General features: G+C 47.1%; 11 protein-coding genes. 8 read left to right on the top strand and 3 right to left on the bottom strand.

The window, feature by feature from the left end:
* The first annotated feature begins 195 nt into the window (after positions 1–195).
* From ACM64D_RS01230 to ACM64D_RS01240, 3 genes are read left to right on the top strand one after another with little or no spacing between them, the layout of a single operon-like run.
* Positions 196–426, top strand: coding sequence for a FeoA family protein (locus ACM64D_RS01230; protein ID WP_415061360.1), 231 nt, complete (start codon positions 196–198; stop codon positions 424–426).
* Positions 402–2,321 (top strand): ferrous iron transporter B, encoded by a 1,920-nt coding sequence (gene feoB / locus ACM64D_RS01235; RefSeq protein WP_415061361.1) that lies wholly within the window; start codon positions 402–404, stop codon positions 2,319–2,321. The genes ACM64D_RS01230 and feoB overlap by 25 nt, the downstream gene beginning before the upstream one ends.
* Positions 2,322–2,379: 58 nt before the next feature.
* Complete coding sequence (locus tag ACM64D_RS01240; protein ID WP_415061362.1) at positions 2,380–3,207, top strand: N-acetylglucosaminyltransferase; 828 nt, start codon at positions 2,380–2,382, stop codon at positions 3,205–3,207.
* Here ACM64D_RS01240 and ACM64D_RS01245 read toward each other — a convergent pair.
* Genes ACM64D_RS01245 through ACM64D_RS01255 form a run of 3 tightly spaced genes read right to left on the bottom strand, consistent with a single transcriptional unit; the run spans position 3,204 to position 7,263 of the window.
* Complete coding sequence (locus ACM64D_RS01245) at positions 3,204–4,358, bottom strand: glycosyltransferase family 4 protein (RefSeq protein ID WP_415061363.1); 1,155 nt, start codon at positions 4,356–4,358, stop codon at positions 3,204–3,206. The two genes, ACM64D_RS01240 and ACM64D_RS01245, sit on opposite strands and share 4 nt — an antisense overlap.
* A 6-nt stretch (positions 4,359–4,364) precedes the next feature.
* A complete protein-coding gene (rffA, locus tag ACM64D_RS01250) occupies positions 4,365–5,501 on the bottom strand; it encodes a dTDP-4-amino-4,6-dideoxygalactose transaminase (RefSeq protein WP_415061364.1) in 1,137 nt (378 codons plus the stop codon).
* A 52-nt stretch (positions 5,502–5,553) separates the two neighbouring features.
* Entirely contained in the window at positions 5,554–7,263 is a 1,710-nt protein-coding gene (locus ACM64D_RS01255) for a methyl-accepting chemotaxis protein (RefSeq protein ID WP_415061365.1), read from the bottom strand.
* A 200-nt stretch (positions 7,264–7,463) separates the two neighbouring features.
* Between ACM64D_RS01255 and ACM64D_RS01260 the strand changes: the two genes are divergently transcribed.
* The 5 genes from ACM64D_RS01260 to ACM64D_RS01280 all read left to right on the top strand — a co-directional run bounded on the left by ACM64D_RS01260 (position 7,464) and on the right by ACM64D_RS01280 (position 11,785).
* Positions 7,464–8,354 carry a hypothetical protein gene (locus tag ACM64D_RS01260; protein ID WP_415061366.1) on the top strand — a complete coding sequence of 297 codons (891 nt, stop codon included), beginning with the start codon at positions 7,464–7,466 and terminating at the stop codon, positions 8,352–8,354.
* Positions 8,355–8,467: 113 nt separating this feature from the next.
* Positions 8,468–9,202, top strand: coding sequence for an efflux RND transporter periplasmic adaptor subunit (locus ACM64D_RS01265; protein ID WP_415061367.1), 735 nt, complete (start codon positions 8,468–8,470; stop codon positions 9,200–9,202).
* An 8-nt stretch (positions 9,203–9,210) separates the two neighbouring features.
* Positions 9,211–9,945, top strand: coding sequence for an ABC transporter ATP-binding protein (locus ACM64D_RS01270; RefSeq protein WP_415061368.1), 735 nt, complete (start codon positions 9,211–9,213; stop codon positions 9,943–9,945).
* Positions 9,942–10,682, top strand: a complete 741-nt coding sequence (locus ACM64D_RS01275; RefSeq protein WP_415061369.1) for an ABC transporter ATP-binding protein — start codon at positions 9,942–9,944, stop codon at positions 10,680–10,682. Before ACM64D_RS01270 ends, ACM64D_RS01275 begins: the two co-directional genes overlap by 4 nt.
* Entirely contained in the window at positions 10,679–11,785 is a 1,107-nt protein-coding gene (locus ACM64D_RS01280) for an ABC transporter permease (RefSeq protein ID WP_415061370.1), read from the top strand. The genes ACM64D_RS01275 and ACM64D_RS01280 overlap by 4 nt, the downstream gene beginning before the upstream one ends.
* Positions 11,786–11,866: the final 81 nt, after the last annotated feature.

Below are 11,866 nucleotides of genomic sequence, written 5' to 3' on the forward strand. Positions count from 1 at the left end.
TCCTAAAAACCAGACCTTAGTTTGTACCCCCGGTGGGCTTATAATAAAGATGAAAAAACTTTAAAAACCAGGGGTTTAGGTGGTATATGGTGATATCGATTCTCAGTATGCTTGCAATTGTAGGTCGGGGGCTTAAAGAACTTCCATTTGTGGGGGCATGCCTTTAACTAAGAGAAGACCGATCAGAGGGAACTCATGACTTTACTCGATACAACTTTAAAGCCGGGCCACTCCGTAGAGATTACAGGATTTGCGGGCGAAAACGTCTTTCGCGAACGTCTCCATGAAATGGGGCTTCGTGTGGGGATGACGCTCACAATTTTGGGACGTGCTCCGTTTGGGGGGCCCCTTTTGATCCGCTTTAATACGAGTTTTCTAGCATTGCGAAATGAGGAAGCGGCATGCGCCCGAGTGAAACAGAACTAGCTCTGCAGACCAAGTCGATTGCTCTTGTGGGGGCGCCGAATTCAGGTAAAACCACGCTTTATAACTGGCTTACCGGATCTCGTTTTAAGACCGTAAACTATCCCGGTGCGACGGTGGAGTTTTCTTTAGGAAAGCTGGCTCCTCACTTGGGAGAGTCCGACATGCTGGTCATGGACACCCCAGGAACTTACAGTCTTCATCCTAAAAGTGCGGATGAGTGGGTGACTCTTCGTGCGATCTACGAAAATCCCAAAGTTGATAAAATCGACGGTATTATTTTGGTCGTCGATGGAACTCAGATCTCCCGCCATCTTCAATTGGTGATGCAGTTGAAGGAAACGGGCTTTCCGATGCTCGTGGTAATTACGATGGCCGATCTTCTGCGCCGTGAAGGTATTGAGATCGACATGGAGTATCTGCAAAAAACCTTGGGTTGTCCTGTCTTGCAGTTTGAAGGATTGCTTGCGGGGGGACTCAAAGAAATCGTGACGGAGGCTAAAAAACTTTCGAGCACGCAAAAACCCTCACGCCCGGTGCCGTGGGGTTTTGATCTTCAAGAACAAAAGATCAAAGAGTGTGAGCGCATTGCGCGCGAAGCTCTTAGTCATAAGACCGATCATGCGCAAGAGCGATTAAATAAAATTGTCGAAACCACTGAAAAGTTGGATCGCGTTCTTCTTCATCCGATTTTTGGTTTCTTCTTTTTCGTTTTGATCATGAGTAGCTTGTTTGCTTCCGTTTATTGGTTGGCCACACCTTTTATGGACTACATTGATGGTGCCTTCACGTCGATGAATGAGTGGGTGGTGGCATTAGCTCCCGGCTCTTTATGGACGGATTTCTTGGCAAATGGGGTTGTGACCAGCTTTGCGGCGTTCATGGTCTTTATTCCTCAGATTTTTATTCTTTTCTTGGGGATCGGGCTTCTTGAAAGCACGGGTTATTTGGCTCGCGCGGCGACATTGATTGATCGTCCTTTTTCCGCCTTAGGAATGAGTGGTCGCTCCTTCGTGCCTTTGTTGTCTGGTTTTGCCTGTGCCGTGCCAGCGATCATTGCCACAAGAAATATTCCTTCTACCAAAGATCGTATGATCACGTCGTTCGTGATTCCTTTGATGAGTTGCTCTGCGCGCCTTCCTGTGTATGCGCTTTTTATTGCCTTTTTATTCCATGGGGAGTCGGCTTGGAAAGCCGGGGCGGCATTGGCAGCTCTTTATATTGGATCTATTCTCGTCGGGGCCTTTGCGGCAGGTGTTGTCAGTCGTTTTATCCCTCGTTCTGAGCCTTCTCTATTTATGATGGAGCTTCCAATTTACCGTCGTCCCAAGATGCGAGTTCTGCTTCGTCAGTCGTGGACTCGTACTTTGTCTTATGTGAAGCGAGCGGGACCGGTGATCTTTGCCTTTGCGGTGGTCATTTGGGTGGGGACGACCTTTCCGAACTATCAAACGGAAAATGCCCATGTGAAATTGGAAGAAAGTTACGTTGGGCAACTCGGTAAAGTCATTGAACCTGTGGTAGCGCCGATGGGTGTTGACTGGCGTGTGGGTGTGGGACTGATTTCGGCGTTTGCGGCTCGAGAGGTTTTTGTTTCCTCTTTGGCGGTGACCTTCAATATCACAGATACGAATGAAGACACTCAACAAGAGGCCCTTTTGACTCAGATGGGAACAGCGGTTAACTCAAGCGGGCAGCGAATCTTCACGGTGAGCTCTGTGATAGGCTTGATGATTTTCTTCCTGATCGCGCTTCAGTGTATGTCGACCGTCGGGGTGCAAATCCGCGAGTCAGGTTCATGGAAGTTCGCCATGACTCAGCTGGTGGTCTTTAACCTTGGGGCTTACGTGCTCGTTGTCGCCCTCGTTCAGTCCTTAAGATTTTTGGGAGTACCGTAGGGACTATTTCAGAAGAATTTCCATTGTCTTGCTGGGGCCTCGGGGATAATCTGACCCCATGATTTATGATTGTTTCGTTTTTTATGACGAATTGGATCTTTTGGAAATTCGCCTGAATACTTTGGATGCGGTGGTGGATCGCTTTGTCTTGGTTGAAGCCACGCAGACTTTTTCTAAAGTTCCCAAAAAACTTTTCTATCAGGAAAATAAAGAACGCTTTAAAAAGTTTAACGACAAAATCATTCACGTCGTGGTGAATGATTTCCCTCGCTTTAATTGGAAGAAACTGCGTCCTACAAAAAATTGGGATTTAGAGGATTTTCAGCGAAACGCCTTAAAACGAGGACTGGTGAACTGCGCTGACGAGGACGTAATTCTGTTCTCAGATGTCGACGAAATTCCGCGCCCTGAGTTGGTGAAAAAATATGCGCAGACTCCAGGGATTAAGACCTTCTATCAAGAGATGTATTACTACTATCTGAATTATCTGGTGGTCGATCACTCTGAGCCTAATGAGTTTTACAATGATTATAAGCCGTGGCATGGCACCGTTATGGCGGCGTATAAGTATTTTAAAAAATCACCGAATGATATGCGCACCTATCGCAGTCGCAGGGATGATCTGCATGTGCGAGTGATGGACGGGGGATGGCACTTCTCTTTTATGGGAGGGGCGGAGATGATCTTAAAAAAGATGAAGGCCTATGCCCACACCGAATACATGCGCGATGAGATGCTCACCGTGGAGTGGATCAAAACTCAGCTAGAGACCGGGAGAGATGTTTTTGATCGCCCCTATACCTTCAAGAAGGTGGATATTTCCCAGCGCGGTCCTGAATACGTCATCCAAAATCAGGAACGCTACAAACATCTTATTATGTCTTAAAGAAGAGATTGATAAAGGCTGAGCGTTTTTTTAAGCGTGTTCGGCCAAGTATGCTCTTGCAAGGCCCAGGAACGGGCGACTTGCCCTTGTTCTTGGGTGCGTTCTGGGTGTTGCACATAAAAACGTAAAGCGTCGGCAAGGCTTGCAGGATCTTGCGGTTTTACTAGGTGTCCTCGGATGTTCGCGCCAATCTGCTCGGTGGTTCCGCCGGCATCAGTTCCAATCACAGGCTTTTCCATCAACATCGCATCCAGGACGCTCAAAGAATAAGTTTCGTTATACGAGGCAAGAATGAAAACATCCAGAGCGTCGACGTACGGAATATAGTCCTTTTGGAAAGGGATCCTATGAAGATGCCCTTGCAAGCGCGGCTCTTTTTGTTTTTCTTCAATCCACTTTAAAAGAGTCAAAGAGCTTTCTTCATAAACCAAAGAGCCATCTTGATTACGACTCAAAATCGTCGGATCACCGACAATCACCATGTGAATCTTTGCGACTTCCTCATCGGAAAGATGATCCAACGCCTGAACCAATTCCTTTACACCCTTGCCGGGATCAATACGGCAAAGAGTTCCAAAGACAATTTCATCGTCTTTAAAACCCAGGGACGCTCTTAAGGTCTTTCTTCGTTCTTCGGAGGACGTGTACTCTTCTGTTTTTCTTCCATAGCGCATCAGATGAAGTTTTTCTGGGGCAATAGGAAAGTTCTTTCGGGCTTCACGCAGAACCCACTCTGAAGAAGAACAAAGGGCATCAACTTTGGAAAAAAGCCAGCGATGAACCAGATCCCTTTTGGGAAGGGCATTCATGTAAAGATTGTAGATATGGCGGGGGGAAGAGGAATTCCATCGTGCCAAAGCGCAGGCCCACATGTCGAGTCGCGTGTGCGAATGTAGGTGAGTGAAGTGTTCTTGGTCCACCAGCTTACGAATGCGTCGCGCTTCCTGCAGTTTTGATATCTTCTTTTCAGGAAAAAGGACGACTTTAATGGAAGTCTTTTTAAGCTCTTCCGCCACGCGAGAATGAGCCGAGCAAAGAACCTGTTGCTCAACGCCAGCTTCCGCCAGCTTTTGAATCAACTCCACCGTGTAGATTTCAAGCCCACCCCAGGAAAGAGACTGTATGCAGTGAAGAACTTTGATCTTCTTCATGCGAACCTATTTCGCTTTAAAAAAGGCGTGAATCTTTTCAAGCACCAAAGTGACATCCTCAGAACTGAGATCGGCAAACATCGGCAGACGTAACATACGGTTCGCCAGATCATCGGTGACACTCATTGAACCTGAAACGCGGCCATACTTGATTCCTGCCGGAGCAGAATGAAGCGGGACATAGTGGGTGGTTGACTGAATGCCGGCTTCTTTAAGGTAGGACCACAAGGAAGCTTTTTCGGTCACAGAATTCAAAACAATATAGAAAATATGCGCGTTGCCCTTGGCTTCCGCTGGTACGTGCATACGTTTTAAATGTCCCGCAGCTTCAAGATCCGCCAGGCCGTCATAGTATTTCTTCCAAGCGGCTTGGCGTTTGGCGGTGATTTGTTCGCCTTCTTCAAGCTGTGATAAAAGGAAGGCCGCAGCCAGTTCTGATAGAAGGTAGGACGAGCCTTTATCCTGCCAAGTGTATTTATCAACCTGACCATTCAGGAATTGCTGACGGTTGGTTCCTTTGTCGCGCACGATTTCAGCGCGAGCCACCAAACGAGGATCGTTGATGGTGAGTGCTCCGCCTTCGCCGCAGACGATGTTTTTAGTTTCATGAAAACTGAACGCCGCCATGTGGCCCCAAGTTCCCAAAGCCTTGCCTTTATAAGAGGCAAAAATCCCTTGAGCCGCATCTTCGACAACCCAGATGTTATGCTTTTGTGCGATCTCCATGATTTTATCCATCTCGCAACCGATACCCGCATAGTGAACAGGCATAATCACTTTTGTGCGAGGAGTGACAGCCTTAGCAATCGCCTGGGGATCGATATTCAATGTGCGCGGGTCGATATCCACAAAAACGGGGATGGCTCCATAAAGAGCAACGACGTTGGCAGTCGACGTGAATGTGAAAGAGGGAAGAATAACTTCGTCACCGGGACCGATTTCGGCAAGCACCATGGCCATTTCTAGGGCCGATGTGCAAGAAGGGGTGATGACTGTCATCAGTGTCGGAAGACTTTTATTAAACCATTCAACGCATTTTTTGTTGAAAGACCCTTCGCCGCTGAGTTTTTTGTTGGCGATGGCTTGAGAAATGTATTTCTCTTCATTGGAGCTTTTCGGCGGAATATTAAATGGGATTTTCATGCCCCCTCATCGTAGCGTAAGCCTTCAAAGGGGGCAATGGATTAAACGGGGCTTAGAAGCCGTCGGTGGTTCCTACTTTGCGATCTTGATCGTCGTCGTCAAAGGGAATCACGGCAGCGGCGCCCTGTGGTTTTTTCTCCACGGGACGGGACGCAGGGGCTGCGGCCTTTGCGGGGGCAGGAGTTGAAGCGGCAGGCTTCGGCTCCGATTTTTTGGCTTTGAAAGGCACCACTTTTGCCAAAGCTTTTTTCTCGGTCTTGGCCTTTTTCTCGGCCTTCGGTTTTTTAACAAGGGCCGGTTGATCGCCGCCACCCATGATCACTTGATCCAAGTTATCAACCATAGACTTCATCTGCTTAGTTTGAGCACTGATTTCCTCAGCAGACGCGGCAACTTCTTCTGAAGAGGCGGCGTTGGCTTGAGAGCCTTGATCCAATTGATTCATGGCTTTGCTGATCTGTTGAATTCCGGCAGTCTGCTCAGAACTTGCTGCTGAAATTTCGTTGTTCAGATCTGCAACCTTTTTGACAGAATTCACGATGTTCGAAAGGACTTCGCCAGAATGGTCGGCAATACTTGAGCCCTTTTCGACTTTCTCCACGCTGTCTTTGATCAAGCCATTGATGTCTTTTGCAGCTACTGCGGAGCGTTGAGCAAGCGCACGAACGGCTTCAGCGACTACAGCAAACCCTTTTCCGTGTTCACCGGCACGAGCGGCCTCTACGGAGGCATTCAAAGCCAGAAGGTTTGTCTGGAAGGCGATGTCGTCAATGACGCTGATGATTTCTTCAATCTTTTTAGAGGACTGAGAAATATCGCGCATGGATTCGATCAATTGAGAAATTTCGTTTTGACCTTGTTCGGCTGCATCTTTTGAAGATTGTGAAAGAGCTGCCGCTTGCTTCGCATTGTCTGAGTTCATTTTGACCATGGAAGACATTTCCTCAAGAGAGGCAACGGTTTCTTCTAAGGACGCTGCCGCCTCTGTTGAAGACTGAGACAGAGTTTGTCCCGCAGCTGTTAATTGAGAGATAGCCTCCGACACCTGTGTTCCAGACTGTCCTAAGTTTGAAACAATGTAACTGACTGTGTTTGTTACCCGGTAGGCAATCCACATCAAAATACCGAAAAGAGCGGTCGCACAGAAGCCAGCAATGAGCACGAGAAGTTGAATTTGGTGAGTTCTTGTCTCTTGTTGGAGCTTATTTTTCTCAGTAGCCGCCGTGTTGTAGTACTTCATGTTAGTAGAGATAGCCTTTTGCACTTCAAGGGCCATGATGTGCCAATCACCACCGTTCATGAGTTTATGAACTTTCGTATCCTCCTCGGGGGTATTTTTCTCCAGGGAGGCGAATATTTCCTCGGTCAGGGCATAAAACTGGGGTTTGAATTCCTTTGTTTTGGCGTAGTTTTTTGTTTCTTCTTCAGTGAAGGGAGTGGACTCGTAATATTTTTGTCCTTCCTTGAAATCAGCAAAGGCTTCTTTGGCTTTATTGATAAAGTTAGTGCGAGACTTTAAGTCTTCTTTGTTCGCCAGAGCGGCCCATATGAAGTAGCCGACGCGAGCTCGCTGTGTGCCCATTTGACCCAAACTATCAAGACTGGGAATGGTTTCAGAGTAAGCGTCATTCAGCATTTCGCCGAGAGAATTCATGGACCGAACAGAGATTCCGGTAAGTATCGCAAAGGCGACAACTGGCAAAATCGCAGAAAAGAGTAATTTGCCACGAAGACCTTGAAACCAGATTTTGAAAGACGTCATTTCTAGTGCTCCTTGAACTGAAAACCAAGAGTGTTATGAACCTCTTTCTTTTCGACTAAATTTAGCGATGTCTTTAATTACAAATCCCTTTTTCCACCTAGACTAAGGCGCAGTGCCCCATTCAAATGTAATTTAATTGAGTTTGGCCGCATCCTATTGATACGATTTTTCTCACGTCTAGACTCAAGGAGGGGGTAGTCATGACAAAATCGACACTAAGCCGTGCCTTTGCCGTAGTTGCTTTAATCGCAACTTTAGGCTTCACGCATAATACAGCGACCGATACAAAAACACTTTGCTCAGGTTTCGTACCTGAGAATGATATGAAAATCCCAGTGGGACTTTTCACAGCAGGTGGCATCACTGAAAAACAGTTCAATGATGTTTTGGATCGTATTGAGAAAATCTTTAAAGCCGATGTGGAGAGAATGGGTGATAACCTGAAAATCAATCGTCTTTGGAGTGATCCAACAGTGAACGCGTCTGCTCAAAGATCGGGCAAAACCCAAGTTTTGAACATGTACGGCGGTTTGGCTCGTCACCAAGCAACAACGATCGAAGGTTTCGCTTTGGTTGCTTGTCATGAGTACGGTCATCACAATGGTGGTGCTCCGAAGATCAGCGGTTGGATGGGTTCTTGGGCAACTAACGAAGGTGGCGCGGACTACTACGCGACTTTGAAATGTCTTCGTCGTTTCTTTGCTGAGGACGACAATGCAGCAATCCTTAAGGATCTTGATTTGGATCCTGTAGCGGTTGCGGGTTGTGAGGCTCAGTTCACAGACGAACAAGATCGTTTGATTTGCATGAGAAGTTCTTTGGCAGGTCAATCTGTAGCAAATCTTTTCCAATCTTTACGTAAAGAATCTACAGCTCCTAACTTTGGTACTCCAGATAAGAGACAAGTTAGCCGTATGAACGATCAACATCCTGAGACTCAATGCCGTTTGGATACTTACTTCGCAGGTATGCTCTGCGTAGCTAAAGAAAACGAAGCTTTGAGCAACTCTGACTATAAAGCGGGTTCTTGCTATGCTCCTCGTGATGTAGCGGGTGTTCGTCCTCGTTGCTGGTTCTTCCCTGGTAAGTAATCTTACTGCATTAAGGGCCTGTAAAAAGCCGGTGTCTTAAAAGGACCCGGCTTTTTGCTTTTTGAACGCCCGCCTATCTAGTTGGCTACGATGTCGCTATTCTTGGCTCTAAGATGTCCAAGAAACGAATTCTGCCCCTTGTGTTGATCGTTGTCCTTCTAGTCCTTGCCTACGTGGTGAGAACGACTCTATTTAAAAGTGAGTTTTCATATGCCGGTACCGTGGAAGTCACGAAAGTGGATATTCCGGCCAGAGTGTCTTCAGTCATAGGTCAGTTCTTGGTTAAAGAGGGGCAGACGGTCACAAAAGATCAGTTGTTGGTGCGTTTGTCCTGCGAAGATATCCAAATTGCTTTTGCATTGGCTAAGAGTAACTTGGAAAGATCGACTCGGCTGTATCGCAGCGGCAGTATCTCCCAAGAATCCTATGACCTTGTAAAAAACAAGAAAGACGACATTGAGCTTCGACTGCAATGGTGTGAAATCAAATCCCCGTTGCGGGGAACGGTGCTGACAACTTACTTTGAGCCTGGGGAAATGGTGGGGCCTGGAGGTAAACTCCTGACCATCGGGAACCTGGATGAAGTCTATGCCTATTTTTATCTTCCTCATGATGAAATCTCTCATTTGAAATTGCAACAGGAGGTCACAGCCTTTCTGCCAGAGTTGGAGAAGAAACCGTTTTCAGGAGTCATTTCTTTTATAAATCCTGAAGCAGAGTTCACTCCTAAGAATGTACAGACTCGGGAGGAACGAACGCGCCTGGTGTATGGCGTGAAAGTTTCATTTCAAAATCCAGAGGGAGTACTTAAGCCAGGAATGACGTTGGAGTGGGGCGTGAAGAAATGAGGTGACACGTGATCTCTGTGAAGGCGATCGAAGTCTTTAAAAAAATGGGACGAACGGCGGCTCTGAAAGGTCTTTCAATGGAGTTTACGCCCGGTGAAATTCACGGGATCATCGGCCCGGAGGGGGCCGGGAAAACAACTTTTTTAAGGCATCTGATCGGACTTCTTCATGTGGATGCTGGGCAGATTCACTATTTTGATGACAAGGTCGAGGTGGAGTTCACAAAGCTTCGCGAGTCTATTGCTTATATGCCTCAAACCCAAAGTCTTTATCCCGAACTCAGTGTGCACGAGCACCTCGAGTTTTTTCGAACTCTGTATGAGCTGCCCGAGATGCTTTATAAAGACCGTCGCAGAAAACTTCTGCAAATGTCGCGGTTGGAACCCTTTACCGATCGTTTGGCCTCACAGCTATCTGGAGGAATGTATAAAAAGTTGGGTCTGATATGTTCGCTGCTGTCCTCGCCGCAGGTCCTTTTATTGGATGAGCCCACAAATGGGGTGGACCCCTTAAGTCGTCGGGACTTTTGGGGACTTTTGCACGAGCTTCGAGATCAGGAGGCGATGTTGATCTTGGTGACGACTTCTTACATGGATGAAGCGTTTAAGTGCGATAAGGTTCATCTGCTCTTCGATGGCAGATGTCTTCTGGAAGGGGCACCTGAAGAATTGCTGCGTAAAGAAGAGTGTAAGACCTTTGATGAAGTTTTCCTGAAGTACGATCGTTCTTTGGAGAACCTATGAACGTCGTCGAGGTGCAAAATCTTTCCGTTCGTTTCGGCGACTATTATGCGGTCCGGAACATTTCTTTCACGGTGAAGGCCGGAGAAGTCTTCGGATTTCTCGGAGCAAATGGCGCGGGGAAAACCACAACCATCCGCGTCCTCTGTGGATTGCTGATTCCAACGGAGGGAAAGACCTGGGTGTGCGGTTTGGATGTGCAGACGCAATCTTTCGAAGTGAAAAAGAAGGTCGGCTATATGTCGCAGAAGTTTACTTTGTATGACGATATGAACGTAAAAGAAAATCTCGATTTTGCCGCCTCCTTGCGAAAGCTGGATGTAAAGAAGTTTACGGAACAGAAAGAGAAACTTTTAAGTTTTATCCACTTTAGGGCGTCAGAGAAAACGCTTGTAAGGGAATTGCCGGGGGGTGTGAAGCAACAGGTCAGTCTTGTGGCGGCTTTGTTGCATGATCCTGAATTGATTTTTTTGGATGAGCCCACGGCTGGAGTGAGTCCCGCATACCGACAGCGCTTTTGGACTTTGATCGGAGATCTTGCCAGCGAGGGGAAGACGGTGTTTGTGACGACACATTATATGGATGAGGCCGAACACTGTCAGCGAATAGCTTTGATGCGCGAAGGGGAGCTGATTGCCTTGAATTCGCCTTTAGGACTTAAACAGGAAAACTTTCCTGAGCGAAACTCTGAGGATGTCACGTTGGAGGAAGTCTTTCTTCATCAAGTGGAGGGGAAGTGAAGGTAAGTTCGATCTGGGCAATCGCAAAAAAAGAAGTTTTCCACGTGGTGCGGGATCCTTTTACCTTGGGAATGGCCTTGGGAATGCCTGTTATCATGGTGCTATTTTTCGGTTACGCCATTGAGTTTAATATGGATCGAATTCCACTGGTCGTGCATGACGCAAACAAATCAGAGATTTCATTAGAGTTGGTCCGTTCCTTCACAAATTCCGGATATTTTATCTCACAATATGTCGCAAGCCCTGCTCACGCTGTTCAGCACTTGGATGAGGGATTGGCGTATGCGGCACTGATCATTCCTCCGACATTCACCGCAGATTTAAAGCCCGCCACAGAAAGTTCAGTGCAAATTTTGGTGGATGGTTCTGACAATGCATCAGCGGGTTCTGTTGTGGGATATCTGGGGGGAGTTCAAAGGAAATTTTTAGAAAAACAAGGGGGCGTACTTCACGATCCCTTAAGCTTGGAAACGCGGTTTCTTTTTAATCCGGAATTGAACAGTCGATGGTTTGTGGTTCCTGGTCTTGCGGCCGCGATCACCGCCATTCTTTCAATTCTTCTGACGGCATTGACGGTGGCGCGCGAATGGGAGAATGGCTCAATGGAATTACTGCTGTCCACTCCCGTGCGTCCGGTTGAGATTATTTTGGGGAAGCTTTTACCTTATTCGGTGATGGGAGGGATTGCCATTCTCTTTGTGTTTATGATGTCGCAGTGGGTGTTCGCAATCCCTTTTCGGGGAAACTTTTTTCTGTATCTAGTTTCAAGTTTGATTTTTTTAAGCACGTATTTGGCTCAGGGACTCTTGATCTCGGTCATGACCCGACGGCAGCAGTTGAGTATGCAATTTGCGATGCTCTCAGGTCTTTTGCCGACAATATTGTTGTCGGGATTTATCTTTCCAGTCGAGCATATGCCCAGCTTTTTCTATTATTTTACAATGTTATTGCCAGCGCGGTGGTTCATTAAAATCAGCCGCGAACTGTTTTTGCAAGGGGCCACGATTGCCGAGATCTGGCCGTCCTTTTTAGCTTTGTGTGTTTTGTTGATGGTGATGATCTTATTGGCCACGCGAAAATTCAAGAAGGATGTCGAACCATGAAAACGCTTTGGGGGTTTATAAAAAAGGAATTCTTGCAAACGCTTCGTGACACTCGGATGCGGATGCTTTTGTTTGTGGCGC

The sequence above is a fragment of the Bdellovibrio sp. genome (genome assembly GCF_047637665.1).
Lineage (GTDB): Bacteria > Bdellovibrionota > Bdellovibrionia > Bdellovibrionales > Bdellovibrionaceae > Bdellovibrio.

Bases quoted from the DNA above. Each gene is read 5' to 3' on its own strand.
- ACM64D_RS01240 (WP_415061362.1), top strand. From the start codon at position 2,380: ATGATTTATGATTGTTTCGTTTTTTATGACGAATTGGATCTTTTGGAA.
- ACM64D_RS01230 (WP_415061360.1), top strand. From the start codon at position 196: ATGACTTTACTCGATACAACTTTAAAGCCGGGCCACTCCGTAGAGATT.
- ACM64D_RS01260 (WP_415061366.1), top strand. From the start codon at position 7,464: ATGACAAAATCGACACTAAGCCGTGCCTTTGCCGTAGTTGCTTTAATC.
- ACM64D_RS01245 (WP_415061363.1), bottom strand. From the start codon at position 4,358: ATGAAGAAGATCAAAGTTCTTCACTGCATACAGTCTCTTTCCTGGGGT.
- feoB (WP_415061361.1), top strand. From the start codon at position 402: ATGCGCCCGAGTGAAACAGAACTAGCTCTGCAGACCAAGTCGATTGCT.
- ACM64D_RS01255 (WP_415061365.1), bottom strand. From the start codon at position 7,263: ATGACGTCTTTCAAAATCTGGTTTCAAGGTCTTCGTGGCAAATTACTC.
- ACM64D_RS01265 (WP_415061367.1), top strand. From the start codon at position 8,468: ATGTCCAAGAAACGAATTCTGCCCCTTGTGTTGATCGTTGTCCTTCTA.
- ACM64D_RS01275 (WP_415061369.1), top strand. From the start codon at position 9,942: ATGAACGTCGTCGAGGTGCAAAATCTTTCCGTTCGTTTCGGCGACTAT.
- rffA (WP_415061364.1), bottom strand. From the start codon at position 5,501: ATGAAAATCCCATTTAATATTCCGCCGAAAAGCTCCAATGAAGAGAAA.